The 18854-nt window shown below is 35.2% G+C and carries 15 protein-coding genes and 1 tRNA gene; 13 read left to right on the top strand and 3 right to left on the bottom strand.

The features are described from left to right. Window positions 1-167 precede the first annotated feature (167 nt). A tRNA-Gly gene (locus CVD18_RS17360) sits at window positions 168-240 on the bottom strand. A gap of 355 nt (window positions 241-595) precedes the next feature. Between CVD18_RS17360 and CVD18_RS23465 the strand changes: the two genes are divergently transcribed. The 9 genes from CVD18_RS23465 to CVD18_RS17315 all read left to right on the top strand — a co-directional run bounded on the left by CVD18_RS23465 (window position 596) and on the right by CVD18_RS17315 (window position 13210). Then, a complete protein-coding gene (locus tag CVD18_RS23465) occupies window positions 596-4060 on the top strand; it encodes an S-layer family protein (protein ID WP_199185101.1) in 3465 nt (1154 codons plus the stop codon). A gap of 73 nt (window positions 4061-4133) precedes the next feature. Then, window positions 4134-4784 carry a hypothetical protein gene (locus tag CVD18_RS17350; RefSeq protein ID WP_233194578.1) on the top strand — a complete coding sequence of 217 codons (651 nt, stop codon included), beginning with the start codon at window positions 4134-4136 and terminating at the stop codon, window positions 4782-4784. Window positions 4785-4805: 21 nt separating this feature from the next. After that, a complete protein-coding gene (locus CVD18_RS17345; RefSeq protein WP_103866684.1) occupies window positions 4806-6947 on the top strand; it encodes a Calx-beta domain-containing protein in 2142 nt (713 codons plus the stop codon). Window positions 6948-7299: 352 nt separating this feature from the next. Further along, window positions 7300-8445, top strand: coding sequence for a gliding motility-associated C-terminal domain-containing protein (locus CVD18_RS17340; protein ID WP_103866683.1), 1146 nt, complete (start codon window positions 7300-7302; stop codon window positions 8443-8445). 163 nt (window positions 8446-8608) lie between these two features. Beyond that, complete coding sequence (locus tag CVD18_RS17335) at window positions 8609-10000, top strand: hypothetical protein (protein WP_103866682.1); 1392 nt, start codon at window positions 8609-8611, stop codon at window positions 9998-10000. Window positions 10001-10421: 421 nt separating this feature from the next. Next, complete coding sequence (locus tag CVD18_RS17330; protein ID WP_255409465.1) at window positions 10422-10997, top strand: ClpP family protease; 576 nt, start codon at window positions 10422-10424, stop codon at window positions 10995-10997. Between the two features lie 34 nt (window positions 10998-11031). Then, window positions 11032-11757 (top strand): M15 family metallopeptidase, encoded by a 726-nt coding sequence (locus CVD18_RS17325; protein WP_103866680.1) that lies wholly within the window; start codon window positions 11032-11034, stop codon window positions 11755-11757. Window positions 11758-11814: 57 nt separating this feature from the next. Then, window positions 11815-12291, top strand: coding sequence for a CAP domain-containing protein (locus CVD18_RS17320; protein WP_103866679.1), 477 nt, complete (start codon window positions 11815-11817; stop codon window positions 12289-12291). A gap of 154 nt (window positions 12292-12445) precedes the next feature. Then, a complete protein-coding gene (locus CVD18_RS17315) occupies window positions 12446-13210 on the top strand; it encodes a M48 family metalloprotease (protein WP_103866678.1) in 765 nt (254 codons plus the stop codon). 60 nt (window positions 13211-13270) lie between these two features. Here CVD18_RS17315 and CVD18_RS17310 read toward each other — a convergent pair whose 3' ends face one another. After that, window positions 13271-13657: an ankyrin repeat domain-containing protein gene (locus tag CVD18_RS17310; RefSeq protein ID WP_103866677.1), complete on the bottom strand. Its 387-nt coding sequence runs from the start codon at window positions 13655-13657 to the stop codon at window positions 13271-13273. Window positions 13658-13867: 210 nt separating this feature from the next. Further along, window positions 13868-14251: an ankyrin repeat domain-containing protein gene (locus tag CVD18_RS17305; protein ID WP_146052823.1), complete on the bottom strand. Its 384-nt coding sequence runs from the start codon at window positions 14249-14251 to the stop codon at window positions 13868-13870. Window positions 14252-14564: 313 nt separating this feature from the next. Here CVD18_RS17305 and gpmI point away from each other — a divergent pair, with 313 nt between their 5' ends. From gpmI to CVD18_RS17285, 4 genes are all read left to right on the top strand, one after another. Further along, window positions 14565-16082: a 2,3-bisphosphoglycerate-independent phosphoglycerate mutase gene (gpmI, locus tag CVD18_RS17300; RefSeq protein WP_103866675.1), complete on the top strand. Its 1518-nt coding sequence runs from the start codon at window positions 14565-14567 to the stop codon at window positions 16080-16082. Window positions 16083-16140: 58 nt separating this feature from the next. Beyond that, the gene (locus tag CVD18_RS17295) at window positions 16141-16683 is read left to right on the top strand and encodes a thioredoxin family protein (protein WP_233194577.1); all 543 of its coding nucleotides are present in this window, start codon (window positions 16141-16143) and stop codon (window positions 16681-16683) included. A 152-nt stretch (window positions 16684-16835) separates the two neighbouring features. After that, the gene (gene map / locus CVD18_RS17290) at window positions 16836-17654 is read left to right on the top strand and encodes a type I methionyl aminopeptidase (protein WP_103866686.1); all 819 of its coding nucleotides are present in this window, start codon (window positions 16836-16838) and stop codon (window positions 17652-17654) included. A gap of 47 nt (window positions 17655-17701) precedes the next feature. Then, the gene (locus tag CVD18_RS17285) at window positions 17702-18469 is read left to right on the top strand and encodes a class I SAM-dependent methyltransferase (RefSeq protein ID WP_103866673.1); all 768 of its coding nucleotides are present in this window, start codon (window positions 17702-17704) and stop codon (window positions 18467-18469) included. Window positions 18470-18854 lie beyond the last annotated feature (385 nt).

Here is an 18854-nt window from a genome sequence, read left to right as displayed (position 1 = left end):
CTAAAATAGAAACTCCGCAATTAGCTATAAATCTAATTCTTGAACAGCATCAAAGATACATCAAACAACTACTAAGAGACCAAGAAAAGAACAATCAAACCTAAGATGACAAAGTAGGACTAATAATAATTAAATAAAAAAAGCTTCATCTAAATGATGAAGCTTTGAGCGGGAGACCAGGTTCGAACTGGCGACATTCAGCTTGGAAGGCTGACGCTCTACCAACTGAGCTACTCCCGCTTTTATTTTATGAGCACAAAAGTATTAGAATTCTTGAAACTACAAAACAAAACAATAAAAATATTTTCACTAAATTTTAATATCAACTCTTTTTCTATTTTATTAATTTTATGTTACTAACTAAAAAACAAACACTTAAAACAACTAAGAAACCGTAGTCAAAATACGTTTTTAATCGTCAAAAGATGTTTTTTGTCGATTTTTTTTATATTTTTGTAGTTAATATTTTATTAATATATTAGCAGGTATCTATCTTTGATTGGATTAGACACCATTTAAATTGAAATAAAACGGTTACGGTTTAACCATAAAAATACTGAAGCAAAGACTTCTAACAAGGAAATCCCCAAAACCTATGAAGATAAAATTACTTCTATTTATAGTAGCATTTTGTGCAACAACCTCTTCCATGATTGCACAAGTTAAGATTGGTGACAATCCTAATTTAATTCATAACTCTTCTATACTTGAGTTAGAAAGCATCAATAAGGCTTTTGTGTTGACTAGAATTACAACAGCACAAATGAATGCTATAACTCCATTAAACGGAGCGTTAATATATAATACAGATGACAATTGTATTTTCCAATACAATAATAATAGTTGGAATAGTCTCTGTAGTGGTAACGATAATCAAGCATTATCATTTAATTCTACAACCAATATTCTAACTCTTGAAAATGGAGGGTTTGTTGATCTCTCTTCTTTAATCAATGACTTAGATTCAAATCCCACAAATGAAATTCAAGTATTAAGTAAAAGTGGTAATACAATTACTTTATCTAATGGCGGAGGAAGTTTCAATGAAACTATTTCTACTCTTGAAGACTTAGGAGGAGGAATATTCAGATATACATCAGAAGACAATACTATAACTACCATAGATATTAATGGGGCCATTGGACCTACGGGCGCAAGAGGTGCAACAGGAATACAGGGAGCTACTGGAATACAAGGTGTAACTGGAATACAAGGTGCAACAGGAATACAGGGAGCTACTGGAATACAAGGTGCCACTGGAATACAAGGTGCGACAGGAATACAAGGTGCTACTGGAATACAGGGAGCAACAGGAATACAAGGTGCAACAGGAATACAGGGTGCCACTGGAATACAAGGTGCGACAGGAATACAGGGTGCTACTGGAATACAGGGTGCCACTGGAATACAGGGTGCAACAGGAATACAAGGTGCCACAGGAATACAAGGTGTAACTGGAGCTAGAGGTGCAACAGGAATACAGGGAGCGACTGGAATACAAGGTGCCACTGGAATACAAGGTGTAACTGGAGCTAGAGGTGCAACAGGAATACAAGGCCCAACTGGAATACAAGGAGCTACTGGAATACAAGGTGCAACAGGAATACAGGGTGCAACAGGAATACAAGGTGCCACTGGAATACAAGGAGCTACTGGAATACAAGGTGCCACTGGAATACAAGGTGCGACAGGAATACAAGGTGCGACTGGAATACAGGGAGCAACAGGAATACAGGGTGCTACTGGAATACAAGGTGCGACAGGAATACAGGGTGCCACTGGAATACAAGGTGCGACTGGAATACAAGGTGCGACTGGAATACAAGGTGCAACAGGAATACAAGGAGCGACAGGAATACAAGGAGCGACAGGAATACAGGGAGCGACTGGAATACAGGGTGCAACAGGAATACAAGGTGCGACTGGAATACAAGGTGTAACAGGAATACAAGGTGCGACTGGAATACAAGGTGCAACAGGAATACAGGGTGCTACTGGAATACAAGGTGCGACAGGAATACAAGGTGTAACTGGAGCTAGAGGTGCTACTGGAATACAGGGAGCGACTGGAATACAGGGAGCGACTGGAATACAGGGTGCAACAGGAATACAGGGTGCAACTGGAATACAAGGTACAACAGGAATACAAGGTGTAACTGGAATACAGGGTGCAACAGGAATACAAGGAGCGACTGGAATACAAGGTGCAACAGGAATACAGGGTGCTACTGGAATACAAGGTGCGACAGGAATACAGGGTGCTACTGGAATACAAGGAGCAACAGGAATACAAGGTGCGACTGGAATACAAGGAGCGACAGGAATACAAGGTGTAACTGGAATACAGGGTGCTACTGGAATACAGGGTGCTACTGGAATACAAGGTACTACTGGAATACAAGGAGCAACAGGAATACAGGGTGCGACAGGAATACAAGGTGCTACTGGAATACAAGGAGCAACAGGAATACAAGGTGTAACTGGAATACAGGGTGCAACAGGAATACAAGGTACAACAGGAATACAAGGAGCAACAGGAATACAGGGTGTAACTGGAGCTAGAGGTGCTACTGGAATACAGGGTGCAACAGGAATACAGGGTGCAACTGGAATACAAGGAGCAACAGGAATACAAGGTGTAACTGGAGCTAGAGGTGCTACTGGAATACAGGGTGCAACAGGAATACAAGGTGCAACTGGAATACAAGGTGCGACTGGAATACAAGGTGCTACTGGAATACAAGGTGTAACTGGAATACAAGGTGCGACTGGAATACAGGGTGCAACAGGAATACAAGGTGCAACTGGAATACAAGGTGCGACAGGAATACAAGGTGCCACTGGAATACAAGGTGCTACTGGAATACAGGGTGCAACAGGAATACAAGGTGCTACTGGAATACAAGGAGCTACTGGAATACAAGGTGCCACTGGAATACAAGGTGCGACAGGAATACAAGGTGCAACAGGAATACAGGGTGCTACTGGAATACAGGGTGCCACTGGAATACAAGGTGCGACTGGAATACAGGGTGCAACTGGAATACAAGGTGCAACAGGAATACAAGGTGCGACAGGAATACAAGGTGCAACAGGAATACAGGGTGCCACTGGAATACAAGGTGCTACTGGAATACAAGGTGCAACAGGAATACAAGGAGCGACAGGAATACAAGGTGCCACTGGAATACAGGGTGCAACAGGAATACAAGGTGTAACTGGAATACAGGGAGCGACTGGAATACAGGGTGCAACAGGAATACAAGGAGCCACTGGAATACAAGGTGCAACAGGAATACAAGGTGCAACAGGAATACAAGGTGCAACTGGAATACAGGGAGCGACAGGAATACAAGGTGCGACTGGAATACAGGGTGCAACTGGAATACAAGGAGCAACAGGAATACAGGGTGCGACTGGAATACAAGGTGTAACTGGAATACAGGGTGCTACTGGAATACAGGGTGCCACTGGAATACAAGGTGCAACAGGAATACAAGGAGCAACAGGAATACAGGGTGCGACTGGAATACAAGGTGTAACTGGAATACAGGGTGCAACTGGTGACCCAGCAACAAATATTGTAACTAACTTAACCCAAAACACCACTACAGGAGTTATAACATATACAAATGAAAACACCCCTACTCCAGATACACAAACAGCTAATGTTGTGAGTGCAAATACGGGAAATCAGATTACAGTAGGTACTGATGGAGGAGCATTCTTTGCTAGCCCTGTAAAAGCAATGGGTAAAGTAGCAGGTAACGGAACTGCATTTAAAATAATGAACGCAACAGTGTCTAGAATAAATGAAGGTGATTACCAAGTAACATTTACAACACCTATGCCAGACGATAATTATATTATACAATTAGCAACGATTGATTGTGGTGGTGATTGCCCTGGTAATAGTGGAGCAGATTATGATGATCCTGGTATTTCATATTATAATCAAACTGCTTCTGGATTTAGAATCAATATTGGAGATAGTGATAATGGTGCAAATCAAAAGGATGATATCGATCTAGAATTTATGTTCACCGTACTTGACTTTTAACAACAATTACTCAACTAATAAAACAAAGTCAACTTACAAAAGAATAAAGTTGTAAATGATAAAAATTTTGATGATGAAAAAATTACCCCTAACACTATTTTTATTTTCTATTTGGTCAACAGTAATGTTTGGTCAATTAGATGCAAATTCACTAATGGGTTTGCCAACTGCCACAGACATGGCTGAAATAAATGGTATTGCCAGTCCACAAATTGGCTCTATTGTTTATAATTTAGGAGATGAAGAAGTTTATCGTTATACTGGAGTTACCAATGGGTGGTTAGCTGCTACAGACAATCAACTTGATTCTGAAGTAAATCTAGCTATTCCTATAGATGTAGATCAATCTGGAGAAGCAACTCCTACTGCAGAAACTAATGTACAAGAGGTTATTCAGGCCATTGCCCCTATTACCTCTGGAGCAGCTAGGGTTTTTTACCCTCCTTCTATTGAAGTTCCTGTTGCTACAAATGGCACATTTACTTTAAATCTATATACACAGTATACAGCTCAGTTCTCATCACCTACAGCAACGAGCCCTTCTGCTCCTAACATACCTGTATACGCTGCAAATGAGCTACATTACTATGTAACCTTTGCTGACCCTAGTGTTTTTAATACTTCAACCATGAATATTGATGCAAATGGTGTTCTTACATATACTGTAATCGGACAACCAGTGGACTTCAACACCCTAATTAATGTGGTGTTTGTTGTAAAATAATTCAATACTATCTAAATCTTAATGAAAAAATATCTACATAATAAATTTCTGATTATACTTTGCATGATAGTATTTGGGAGGTTTGTTTCCTATTCTCAAGCACTAATAGAAATTGAGGTTAACTGGCAAGCATGGTCATCTGAAAATAGAGTTACTTTTAGAGACCCTTCAAATGCCATAATAATTCCCGAAATCTGTAATCCTGTAGATTGTTTTAATGGAGCATCAAATACATTATATAACAATATTGGTACTCCACAAGTTTATGCCACTATACCGTATGGAACTGGATACACTTTACTATTAGAGGATTGGTTTGGTGATGGCTGGAATGGAGCTGGAAGTTATGTAAGAGTATATCAAGACGGTGTATTAATTTTAGAATCATTTCCGAATTTTTTCACAAATACCACTCTTACATTTGATATTATTCAACCAATACCAGAAATAACTATAGATGATATTTCGGTTGATGAAGACCAAGGAACAGCTACATTTACCGTAACACATACAGGTATAGATACTGCTAGTAGTTTTACTGTAGACTTTACAACAACTAACAACTCTGCCACTGCTGGAACAGATTACACAACAATAAATGGGACTTTATCATTTTCAGGAACTAGTGGCGAATCTCAAAATATAACAGTTCCAATATTAGATGACATTAGTACAGAGGGGGATGAAACTTTTTTTATTGATTTCTCTAATGTAAGTGATCCATCTGTAGACATAACGGATCAGGGAATAGGAACAATTGTAGATATTGAAATAGAAAACCCAAGACCTTATGAAGAACGTTTCTCTCTTAATGTAAGAGGAAATTTTGATATGATTGGTAACACAAACCTTATCTGTGTAGCCAATTGTCCAGGAGCACCTACATCAAACAACCCTGCTGTAGTAATGGGATATGCCAATGTAGATGCTACTACAATAAACTCCAGTAGCGCTGACTTTACTTTACCCGCAGGAGCTACTGTAAGCTGGGCAGGATTATACTGGGGTGGAACATATAATTCTACCTTTGGCGGAATCACTAATCCTGACCCCACATTAAGTCTTCAACAAGTTGAATTTAGAGAACCAGGAGCAGGAACGTATACTACTGTTGATGCAAGTGTTACAAATATTGAAACTGCAAACTTTGCTGGTTGGAATACTTTTATGTCCTTTGCTAATGTAACTTCTATGGTTCAGGCGGCAGGATCTGGAACATATACAGTAGCAGATATACCACTAATGACTGGTAGCTCTTTTACTGGGCCACATGGTGGGTGGACTATGGTAATAGTATTTGAGAACCCTTCTGATATTACACGTAGTGTAAGTATCTGGGATGGCTTTGACTTTTTTGGGTTTGGAGCCAATGATGCATTTACTGTCACAGGATTATTAACTCCATCAACAGGTGCTTTTGATACACATGCAGGATATTTTGGATTTGACGGTGAAGCAAACCGTACTGGAGATTTTGTTTCTATTAATGGAACTGCGCTTTCAAACGGATTAAATCCTGCAAACAATACTTTAAATGGTACTATATCAAAGTTTGGAACTGATATTGGAGGTAGAAGCCCTAACTTAGGCTTTAATTGGGGGATAGATATTGATATCTTTGATGCTTCTGGACTTGTACTTAATAATGCTACTACACTCAATGTAGGATTAGGAAGTGCTAATGAAGGAATTTGGGGGGGTGTTTTTGCTGTATCTACAGAAGTAGCTTTCCCTGCAGTGGCTAGTAAAAACTTTTCACCAACAACTATTGGATATGGTGAAGAATCAACAGTAACCATTATATTAGAGAACCCTTCAACGGGGGTAGATCTTACTAATTTATCTCTTACAGACAATCTCCCAACAGGAATGATTATTTCTGCTCTTCCAAATGCAACTACCTCATGCGGAGGAACCATTAGCGCTGCCTCTGGAACCGATAACTTTTCGGTCTCAGGAGTTAATTTACTTGCAGGGAATTCATGTACATTTACTTTTGATGTAACTGGAATTGAAATAGGTAGTCTTGATAATACTGTATCATCTTCTGATATTACTAATGACCAAAATATTCCTTTGGCAGGTACTACCACAGGAACCCTTAATGTAATCGTAAAAACAGTTGTTACGAATCGAAGAATTACATATCGAGTTAATAATTAGAATAAAGACATCTATATAAATTAACAAATAGTACCCATCAAATAATCATTCCCAAGAGTCAATCAGCGTCAGTTTAAAAATAAAACACAAAAAACTTACTAATTTTAATTATTTCATCACATCATTCAATATCAATTAATTAATTTTCTTATGTTTGTCAGTTAAATAATATTTTTCTAAACGGGTATGTTTTAATCGAAAAATACGTTCATTTAATCGGAATAAACATGCTCTTTGTCGATATTTTTTTACTTTTTATCACTAAAAACCATTGATTTTCAATAAAAAAGAATATATTTGCCATATCAATTTTACTGTAAAACCGTAAAACCAATACTGCCCCAATATATTTATGAAGAGAATTATTCTTATTACCGTTTGTTTTTTGTCTCATGTAATCATGGCACAGCAGGCTTTTCATAATTTTGGAGATATCCAAATGCATGATGAAGCTAAGATAGGTTTTCATTCAGATGTAATTAATGATGGAAACTTTGATCAAAACCTAGGTCTTGCTGGTTTTTATAATACCACTGGTGACCTTACCGTATCTGGAAATAACCGTCCTGTATTTTATGATGTAGAAATAGATGTTATAAATGATCTGTTTTTAGAAATAGCAGTGGGTGTTACCCATTTTCAAGAATTCATAAATGGCAAAGTACAAACACCAAGAGATAGACGTTTTGTTTCTTTAGATTATATTAATGACTCTCCATATTTAGGTGAAAACGATGAGCGATATGTAGATGGTTATGCCTCTATCACTGGGCAATTAGATTTTACTTTTCCAATTGGAGATGATTTCAGACTGCGCCCAATGCGTATTGACTCACAAGCTGCTACAAACACAGCAAGAGGAGCTTATTTCTTTGAAAATCCAAATACCCCTAATTTTTTCCCTGGAAGTTTCAATACTGATAATTTTGGTAACACATTATTTGCTGTAAGTTCTTTTGAATTTTGGGATCTTGATGGAGCTACTGAAACTCGAGTAACCCTTACTTGGGATGATAACAGTAACATCCCTACTCTAGTGGATTCACTTGATGACCTTAGAGTTGCTGGGTGGGATAGAAATCTAGAACAATGGGTAAGTCTAGGAAATTTTGCTACATCTGGAAACTTAGATAATGGCGAGATTACTTCTGAACTTATTATCCCAGATAATTATGTAGTATTAACATTTGGTAGTTCTGAAATAATACTAGATGGTGATCTTGAAATATTCACGGCTGTTTCTCCAAATGGAGATGGTGTGAATGACACTTTTACAATTCAAGGTATTGCTCAATTTCCAAATAATGAACTTACCATTTTTAATAGATGGGGAGTTGAAGTTTATCGTAAAAAAGGATACAATAATACATGGTCTGGTATCTCTGAAGGTAGAGCTACTATCGCCAAAGACGAAGAACTACCTGTAGGTACGTATTACTACGTACTTAAAATTCATGATCAAAAAGATCGAGCAGGATATTTATACATTAACAGATAATTTTACCAAAAAATCTCGTTGTCGGGATTATAATAATACTTCACACTCAAAAAGGCTACTAGAGTAAACATAATAACACAATACTTGTCAAATAATATATAGTAAACCCAAATTTATATTGTAATTTTTTAACAAATACAATATGACAAAAAACTATTATTAAATGAGAAAAACAGTATTTCTTTTATTAATTCTACCTAGAATCGTTTTTAGTCAAATCGATGAATTTTCAGTAATGGGACTTCCTACAGCGACTACTTCTACTGAAATGAATGCTGTTACTGCTGCATCTATTGGCTCCATGCTCTACAATATCGAAGAAAGTAAAGTTTTTGTATTTGATGGTACAACCTGGGTATCCACTAGTAATGACAATTGGCTCATAGATGGTAATACAGGGCTTCCCTCCTCTTCTTTTCTAGGTCACATTGATGATGTAAAAATGGAGATACGATCAAACAATCTTCCCTTACTACAATTTGGAAGAAGACAAACCTTAGGCCTAGTTCAAACACTTCCTGATTATACTGATAATGATCAACCTCTAATACATATCAATGGAGACGGAAATACTGCAGCATTACAATTTGCTGCTTCTGGGGCTTCATTTTATAAACCCATGTTTTTTACCACAGCAAATGGAAATTTCAGATTAAAAGGAAGCACAGGAAGAACAGATTTATTCGAAATAGGTTCAGCAGGACCAGCAAATGATGGAAAACTAGAATTTATTATTGGAGATGATGGCCCTGAACCTATGGTATTCAAAAGATATGATTACAGACGAGGGCAATTTCATCGAGAATTTTTCAGAGTACAAGGTAGCAACAATACGGCTGATGCAACTACTCGATTTGGGATTAACCTTAATCCACAAGAAGTACCAGTAGACAATAATTATGATGACCCAACAACAGGTTTTAATATTGCAAATTCTACCTTACAATTAGAAGGTTCTTTTTCTACTTCAATTCTAAGCACTACTACTAATTTAACATTGACAGAAAACCACCACACAATACATATCACTGGCGCGCACACTATAACATTACCAAACCCTAACACCTGTCAAGGAAGAATTTATATTTTAAAAAATAGTACTAATACCAATAGAACAATTAGTACCTATCGTGATTTATCTAATTCAAATCAAACAATCATCGCTAGTACATCTGTACTATGGATTAAAAGTGATGGCACAAATTGGCAACAAATTAGTCCAAATGCCTCATCCTCTTCATCTAATTCTGTAGAGGGAGAAGAAAGTTTGCGCATGATGAGAGGTAATATTAATCCAAATGGATCCATTGCGCAGGGAACTGGCTTTACTATTACAAAAATAGGAACTGGTAGATATCGAATAAATTTTTCTACTGCATTCACAGGAATACCGAGTTTAACAGCTACTGCTGGAGATCTAAATGGAGTTTTGGATGATAATATTGTAGATATCTCTCAAATATCTACTAGTCAATGTACTGTCAGCACCTTGGATAGTAATGGGAATTTTTTTGAGGACTCTTTTTTCTCTTTTATAGTTTTAGGTCCCCGCTAACAACATCCTATTTCTCAAAGTATAAGAGTAAACTTAAACCATCAATACCTTTCAGTTGGTTACCTACATTTCAATAGTTATCACTCGTTCAATCTGGACTATATCAACCTAATTTGAAATAACTATCATCTGAATTGAATTCTCAAACAACTATTTTTTTATTCATAATTCCATTTATACAATAAACTACCAAGTATTACTCTACTATGTTATTTGAACAATGATTCATCTAGTAATAGTACAACAATGTCAAAATTCCTCTTTAAAATTTTGCAAAATGTTAAATTCACATGATGCTTTTCTACGAAAATAATTATACATTTATCATCAATGATAAAAACACTTTTTTTAAAACATAAGAGCTAACTCTTTAATACTATTATAATCGTTTCAGAAAGAGTTTTTAATTACTACAAAAAATATAAAAAAACATAAATCATTTAATAAGATGAAAGAAAAATCAGGAAAAGTACAGGATTTGATTGATAAAAAATTTCTTGAAGAACGCAGTATATTTCTTTGGGGACAGGTAGATGATAAATCAGCTAAGCATGTTATCGATAGACTTATGTATCTTGATATGATAAGTAATGAAGAGATTAAGTTATATATCAATAGTCCAGGAGGATATGTTACCTCTGGTTTTGCTATGTATGACACTATCAAAAGTATAAAAAGCCCTGTATCTACTATATGTACTGGACTTGCTGCATCTATGGGGTCTATTCTCTTAAGTATTGGTGAAAAAGGGCGCAGATTCATTCAACCAAATGCAAAAGTAATGATTCACCAACCAAGCGGAGGAGCAAGAGGTCAGGCTTCTAACATAGAAATTCAAGCTGCAGAGATATTAAAAACTAAAGAATTAAGCGCTCAGATTCTTGCTGATAATTGTGGCCAAGATATTGATAAGGTTTTAAAAGACTTTAATCGTGATTATTGGATGGACGCTCAAGAATCATTGGAGTATGGGATTATAGATGGAATTCTTGAATAATAGATTCTAAATACAATTACAGCAATTAACATTTATGGTAAGAAGAGATTTTATCGGCATGAGCATTCTAGCAACGATTGGAGCTTCATTATCTTCTTTTTCTATGCTACAGTCAGATTTTTCAAAAGATGATCTAATGGGAAAAAGCAATCCTTCTCTTTTTGGAGATGGATATAAGCTTCGAAAAGAAGCATATGATGCTTTTCTAAAAATGAAAGCTGAAGCACTAAAAAGTGGATTCAAAATAAAGGTAGTTTCTAGTTACAGAAATTATGCGCATCAAAATCGAATCTGGGAACGTAAATACAAAAAGTTTACAGCTGAAGGGTTATCCCCTATCAAAGCAATACAAAAAATTGTAGAATACTCTACAATACCAGGTACATCTAGACATCACTGGGGTACTGACTTAGATATTGTTGATGGCAATGCGCCACAACCCAGAGGACTTCTTCTTGCCAAAAATTTTGAAGGTGATGGCCCTTTCTGCAAATTCAAAGAATGGATGGATCAACATGCTAATTCTTTTGGTTTTTATCTTGTATACACGGATAAACCTAGCAGAAAAGGGTTTAAATATGAGCCTTGGCATTACTCGTATGCGCCACTTTCTATTCCTTTATTAAAATCGTACCGAAAATTAGATATTGCAACAGAGTTAAAAAAAGCAAAACTTATGGGCAGTACTTTCTTTACAGCTGATTTTATAGAAAGATATATTACAGAAAATATAAATGACATCAACCCAAAATTACTTTAAAACATATAGTCTTTCAGAATTATATGCTATCCAAATAATCTTATAACACCCCATAAAATGAACACCTCTTTAATCAAACGTTTTTGCTTCTTTATTCTTATAAGTATAGCCGTTTCATGCTCTAGCGATGATGACACGGCTGCTGATAATAATATCCCTAATGAAATCTCTATTACCGATGAAATTCTAAAACTAGTAAACGAGTATAGACAAAGTAAAAATCTTCCTACATTACAGAAAAACGAAACAGCAGAGCAACTAGCTATAGATCATACACGACATATGATTTCTCAAGGCATTATTGGACATGACAATTTTGAAGATAAATTCAACACCCTTAAAGAAAAAGAAAATGCTACTGGAATAGCTGAAAATGTAGCTTCAGGGCAAAATTCAGCGCAATCTGTTGTCACCAGCTGGATAAACAGTCCACCTCACAGAAAAAATATGGAAGGAAACTATACCCATATTGGTATTGCCGCTATCAAAGATGAAAAAGGCAAATATTATTATACTCAAATTTTCTATAGGTAAATTTTGTAAAAACCTATATCCCGTTTATGAATCTGACACTTCGTCATCACATATCTACCTGTAATTAAAACCATTAAATAGTCAATTTAACATTTTATTAGCTAGCAATTTTTATATTTACTAACTTTAAAGTTGACATCAAAAATAATTACTCATGAGACGTGGTGGTTTAAAAATCAGAATTCTTATAGGGTTAGCAATTGTAGCTTTTGCTTTTTTCAAAAAATGCAATAACAAAACAATGAACCCCTATACAGATCGGGTACAAAATATAAATATGACTAGCGATCAGGAAATTGCTATCGGATTACAAAGCGCCCCTCAAATGGCACAACAACATGGTGGTTTATACCCTGATCAAAAACTACAAAATTATATTGATAAGATTGGTAACAAACTGGTCAATTCGAGTATAGCAAAGCAGACTCCTTATAAATATGAATTTCATTTATTGTCTGACCCTAACACCATTAATGCCTTTGCATTACCTGGAGGTCAAATATTTATAACATATGCCCTATTATCCAAATTAGAAAATGAAGACCAAGTTGCTGGCGTATTAGGTCATGAGATTGGTCATGTTCTTGGGCGACACTCTGCAGAGAGAATAGCAGAACATGAATTCTGGAAAACTATATCTACAGGAGCTTCGGTTGGTGCAGATGCAGGAGGTATTGTAAATAGTATTGGTCAAAACGTACTATTAGGCAATGGTCGTGATGATGAGTTAGAAAGTGATAACCTAGGAGTATTATTCATGATTAATTCTGGATACAACCCTGAAGAAATGATTGGGGTAATGAAAATTCTGAAAGCTGCTGGAGGACCAAATCGTACTCCTGAGTTTCAAAGTACACACCCCGATCCAGAAAATCGAATAGAAAAAATAAAAGAAGCTATACAAGAACATAGTAAATAAAGAAAAGCTGTTTGTTTAAAGAAACAAACAGCTTTTTTTATCAAAACTAATAAAGACGTATTATGACATCTCTTTTAGAAGAGCAATTGCTTCTTTAGCATTTGATAATTCTGCAAACTTCATTGCAGTATACCCTTTAGCATCTTTCGTTTTTACATTAGCTCCTTTTTTTATAAGCATTTTAATAATTTCAGTACGATTGTATCGTGCAGCATACATAAGCGGTGTCATCCCATCTGATTTTTGGTTTACATTGCTTCCGTATTCGATTAGTTTTTTTACCATTTCTACCTCTCCTTTTACAATTGCCATACAGAATGGACTAGTGCTATAAGAATTTAGTTCGTAATTGTGATGAGAATCCGAAACTATCTTTGTTTCTTTATTAGCAAAACTAATAGTAGTAACACACATAATTAGTAAGGTTGCAAAAATTGTTTTTTTCATGATGAATTGATTTTTAATTTATTTTGATTGACGTATTATAGGTAAGACATCTATCTTTTATACTTTGTTACAGCCATCATATCAAATAACATAATTTTAACCTTTTCTCTTAAAACGAACTTTGCATTTACAAGAAATCATAAAGCAAAAAAAATCCGCTAAACATCTAATGTTTAGCGGACCCACATATTTAGATTAATTACGAAGGTTTTACTTCGCTTTAAGCTCCATCAATAAAGATTTTGCATCTTCGGCACCAGAAATTTCTGCATATTTCATTGCCGAGTACCCTTTATCATTTTGGGTAGAGATTTTAGCGCCATTAGCGACTAAAAGTTTAATTATTTCTAACCGGTTGTAACGAGCAGCATACATAAGTGGTGTCATTCCTTCTGAAAATTTATTTACTTCGGAACCTAATTCAACCATTTTTTTAACCATTTCATAGTCTCCTCTTACAATTGAAATACAAAAAGGAGAAACATTAGTGATTTCTGTTTTGGCAACCTTATAGCTACTCAGATCTTTTACCGGGTCAATTGCAAAAACAAGACTGACCGTCATACACATTACTAAAATTGAAAGCTTTTTCATTTGTTTTTTACTTTTACAATGTTTATTTATTAATTGTGTTTTAATTTGACAGCGCAAATAAATTACATTATTCTTACAAAAAACACATAAATCCTAAGAATAACTTATTTTTAACCTTACATACACAAATTCGTTAATGATTTCACAAAAACTACATTTTAAACAATGTTTTCAAAACATATAATTTACATAGGATTAATCATTGCTTTTGTATGCTCTTTCCTGAAATTGTAACTTTGTTTCTTGTTTCATTTTTTAAAAATTTTAGAAACAAAATAATGACCAACCAAAAACTTAATTTTAAGAGTACATTATGAATAAAAAAGTAATCCTAATGATTCTAGATGGGTGGGGTACATCTCCTGACCCAAAAGTATCGGCTATCGATCATGCCAACACTGAGTATATTGATAGTCTATACTCAACATACCCTAATGCTTCTTTACGCACAGATGGTCTTCATGTAGGGCTACCAGATGGGCAAATGGGAAATAGTGAAGTAGGACATATGAATCTGGGAGCTGGTAGAATTGTTTATCAGGATTTAGCCAAAATCAATATTGCAGTAGAAAACAATACTCTTAAAGATGAGTCTACACTCAAAGATGCTTTTCGCTATGCAAAAGAAAACAATAAGAACATTCATTTACTAGGCTTAGTAAGCGATGGCGGTGTTCATTCTCACATCAACCACATCAAAGGATTGCTTGATGCTGCACATTCTTATGAGCTAGACAATGTTTTTTTACATGCCTTTACCGATGGTCGTGATGTAGATCCTAAATCAGGAAAAAAACATATTGAGAATATTCAAAATCATATGACTAAAACGACTGGTAAACTAGCTTCTGTAATAGGTCGTTATTATGCTATGGACAGAGATAAAAGATGGGAGCGTGTAAAATTAGCTTACGATCTCTTGGTGAATGGTGTCGGAGAATCAAGTACAGATGCATTAAACAGCATCCAGAATAGTTACAATAATGATATTACTGATGAGTTTATCAAGCCTATTTTACTAGAGGAAAATGATACTCCAGTAGCTACAATACAGAATGATGATGTTATAATTTTCTTTAACTTTAGAACAGACCGAGGTCGAGAATTAACAGAAATGCTTTCTCAAAAGGATATGCATGAGTATAACACTCATAAATTACCTTTGCATTATGTCACCATGACAAATTATGATGAAAATTTTGAAGGAATTAATATTATCTACAACAAAGATAATATCACCGAAACATTGGGGGAAATTATCTCTAACGCAGGAAAGACTCAAATTAGAATAGCAGAAACCGAAAAATACCCCCATGTTACTTTCTTCTTTTCAGGAGGGCAAGAAGAACCTTTTAAAGGGGAATCTAGAATACTACGTAACTCTCCAAAAGTAGCTACTTATGATTTACAACCAGAAATGAGTGCCTATGAATTAAGAGATGCCTTAGTTCCTGAATTGCAAAAAACAACTACTGATTTTGTTTGCTTAAATTTTGCTAATGGAGATATGGTTGGTCATACTGGTGATATGAATGCTGCAATTAAAGCCTGTGAAGCAGTAGATCAATGTGTAAAAGATGTAGTAACTGCAGGCCTAGAAAATCAATACTCTATCATTCTTATTGCTGATCATGGTAATTGTGAAACGATGATTAACCCAGACGGGACACCACATACTGCGCATACCACTAATCCCGTTCCTTTTATTTTGATTGACAATGATAAAATCGATATAAATGATGGTGTTTTAGGAGATATTGCTCCTACAATTTTACACCTTATGGGAATTAAAAAACCAGAAGCAATGACTCAACACTCTTTATTAAAATAAGTGAAGTGTTATATACTAAAACCCTTTTTTATGTAATTATAGTATCTGTATGAAAAGAATGCTTTTTATTTTCGTTTTGATCCTTACAAGTTCTTGTTCGAGCTCTAAGGTCATCAATGCATCTACCAATAATGTAGATTCTGCAAAAACACCAGAAGATCCCGAAATTCTTGTTGGACAACACAATCGTAGCGCTCTAGAACAAGAGCCATTTAGCAGTTGGTTTAACACAAATTATAAGGAGTATTCTTTTGATACAGCAACTGTAAAAAAACTATCTCCCTATCTTAAAAATATAACTATTAAGGCTTTTATGGGTACTTGGTGTGGTGATAGTAAAAGAGAAACTCCTGCTTTTTATAAAATATTAGATAATGCATCTTTTGATTTTGAAAACCTTGAATTAATCACTGTATCAAGAGATAAAGATACTCCCCAAGGTTTTGAAAAAGGCGCAAATATTATGAGAGTTCCAACTTTTATCTTCTACAAAGATGGAAAAGAAATAGGGCGTTATGTAGAGTTTGCCAGAGAAACTCTTGAAAAAGATATCCTTGCAATTGTATCTAATCAATCATACAAACATTCTTATGAAGATTAATGATTTCTTGCACTATATAAGAACACGTTAAAACTATCATACCTATCTAATTAGAACGATTAAATCTTAAAATAGACCCTATCTATTGAGCAGAACAAGTATTATTCTTTGTAAATTTGCCTTCTTTTATTACCGATATTGTATACAAGCTTATGATTATTACCAAAACACGTGAAGAAATAGAATTAATGCGCGAGAGTGCATTGATTGTCTCTAAAACATTAGGAATGTTGGCCTCAGAGGTAAAACCTGGTGTAACTACGCTACAATTAGACAAACTTGCAGAAGAATTTATAAGAGATCACGATGCTATCCCTGGTTTCTTGGGACTATATGATTTCCCAAATACGCTATGCATGAGCCCTAATGCTCAAGTAGTTCATGGTATCCCCAATAACACTCCTCTAGAAAATGGTGACATCATTTCTATAGACTGTGGTGCTATCAAAAATGGTTTTTATGGAGATCATGCCTATACATTTCCTGTAGGTGAAATATCTGAAGAAATAGAACGCTTGCTTCGTATTACCAAAGAATCTCTATATGTTGGTATTGCAGAATTCAAGGTAGGAAAACGAGTGGGTGATGTTGGCTACGCTATACAAAAATTCACAGAAGATGCAGGATATGGAGTTGTAAGAGAACTTGTTGGTCATGGCTTAGGAAGAAAAATGCATGAAGATCCCGAAATGCCAAACTATGGCCGTCGTGGTAAAGGAAAAAAGTTTATTGAAGGCATGGTAGTTGCCATTGAGCCAATGACTAATATGGGAACACACCGAATCAAACAATTAAAAGATGGTTGGACTATCCTCACTGCAGATGGTAAACCTAGTGCTCATTTTGAACATGATGTGGCTATAATAGATGGAAAACCTGAAATACTATCTACTTTTAAATATATCTATCAAGCATTAGGAATAGAGTCTGATGAAGAAGATGCTTTTAGACAAGAGTTACTATCTGTTTGATTTATGGCCCTACACAGCTTTAAGTCTGTTTTGGATAAAACTATACAATGAAAAAACTCTTTAAGTTTATACTAAATAGTATTCCACGTCCTCTATTAATTCGATTGAGCTATTTGGTACGCCCATTAATATCTCTCTTATTAAGAGGTACAACCTATACTGATCCTATTGATGGTAAAAGTTTCTCTCGGTTTTTACCTTATGGATATGGTACACAAAGAGATAATGTACTCTCACCTTCTACATTATCACTAGAACGCCATAGATTACTTTGGTTATTCCTGAAAAACGAAACTGATTTTTTTACTTCTCCTGCACAAGTACTTCACTTTGCACCTGAGCAAGCTTTTTATAAAAAATTCAGAAATCTGAAAAATCTAGAGTACACTACTACCGACCTTAACTCTCCTCTAGCAGATATTAAAGCTGATATTTGTAATCTTCCTTTTGAAGATAATAAATATGATATTATTTTTTGTAATCACGTTTTAGAGCATATTCCTGATGATACTAAAGCAATGCAAGAACTATTAAGAGTATTAAAACCTGGTGGCATGGCAATTCTACAAATCCCTCAGGATTTAAGTCGCGCTACTACTTTTGAGGATGACACTATTACTGATCGCAAAGAACGAGCACGAATATTTGGACAATATGATCATGTAAGAGTATATGGTCGTGATTATTTTGAAAAACTCAGATCCATTGGTTTTAAGGTTGATGAGATCGACTACACTCAAACCTTATCTAAAGAAGAAGTTACCAAATATTGCTTAGCTTCTGGAGAAATACTTCCTGTTTGTTATAAACCATAGTTCTGTTATAAAAAAACCAACACCTCCATTGGTTTTAAAAAAACCTAGTATTTTATCTTAATTTTCTTATTTCTAAAAATTTTCCACTAATAAAAGAACTCCTTTAATAAACTTTAACCATATTTATTATCGCTATTACCCTCGCAAAAATTATCATTTTTACGATCTTTGAGATTCATTGTATAGGCCTATTTTTATGAACCGCACTCCATTTCTATTTTCTATACCAATCCTATATATCCTTCTCTACCTGCTATCTCCTTCATCTATAATTGCACAAGGTACTAATATAGCTTCTACGTATATCTGGAGTTGCTACCTTTATTCGGACAGATATTTAAGACGGTTTATGTTTAAATAAATATCTTAGAAAAATGAAAAAACG

Source organism: Aquimarina sp. I32.4 (assembly GCF_002924285.1).
In the GTDB taxonomy this organism is placed as follows: domain Bacteria; phylum Bacteroidota; class Bacteroidia; order Flavobacteriales; family Flavobacteriaceae; genus Aquimarina.
This window is presented reverse-complemented; position numbering and strand designations above follow the sequence as displayed.

Excerpts from the sequence above, each read along its gene's own strand:
- CVD18_RS23465 (WP_199185101.1), top strand. The coding sequence starts at position 596 with ATGAAGATAAAATTACTTCTATTTATAGTAGCATTTTGTGCAACAACC.
- CVD18_RS17350 (WP_233194578.1), top strand. The coding sequence starts at position 4,134 with ATGAAAAAATTACCCCTAACACTATTTTTATTTTCTATTTGGTCAACA.
- CVD18_RS17345 (WP_103866684.1), top strand. The coding sequence starts at position 4,806 with ATGAAAAAATATCTACATAATAAATTTCTGATTATACTTTGCATGATA.
- CVD18_RS17340 (WP_103866683.1), top strand. The coding sequence starts at position 7,300 with ATGAAGAGAATTATTCTTATTACCGTTTGTTTTTTGTCTCATGTAATC.
- CVD18_RS17335 (WP_103866682.1), top strand. The coding sequence starts at position 8,609 with ATGAGAAAAACAGTATTTCTTTTATTAATTCTACCTAGAATCGTTTTT.
- CVD18_RS17325 (WP_103866680.1), top strand. The coding sequence starts at position 11,032 with ATGGTAAGAAGAGATTTTATCGGCATGAGCATTCTAGCAACGATTGGA.
- CVD18_RS17320 (WP_103866679.1), top strand. The coding sequence starts at position 11,815 with ATGAACACCTCTTTAATCAAACGTTTTTGCTTCTTTATTCTTATAAGT.
- CVD18_RS17315 (WP_103866678.1), top strand. The coding sequence starts at position 12,446 with ATGAGACGTGGTGGTTTAAAAATCAGAATTCTTATAGGGTTAGCAATT.
- CVD18_RS17310 (WP_103866677.1), bottom strand. The coding sequence starts at position 13,657 with ATGAAAAAAACAATTTTTGCAACCTTACTAATTATGTGTGTTACTACT.
- CVD18_RS17305 (WP_146052823.1), bottom strand. The coding sequence starts at position 14,251 with ATGAAAAAGCTTTCAATTTTAGTAATGTGTATGACGGTCAGTCTTGTT.
- gpmI (WP_103866675.1), top strand. The coding sequence starts at position 14,565 with ATGAATAAAAAAGTAATCCTAATGATTCTAGATGGGTGGGGTACATCT.
- CVD18_RS17295 (WP_233194577.1), top strand. The coding sequence starts at position 16,141 with ATGCTTTTTATTTTCGTTTTGATCCTTACAAGTTCTTGTTCGAGCTCT.
- map (WP_103866686.1), top strand. The coding sequence starts at position 16,836 with ATGATTATTACCAAAACACGTGAAGAAATAGAATTAATGCGCGAGAGT.
- CVD18_RS17285 (WP_103866673.1), top strand. The coding sequence starts at position 17,702 with ATGAAAAAACTCTTTAAGTTTATACTAAATAGTATTCCACGTCCTCTA.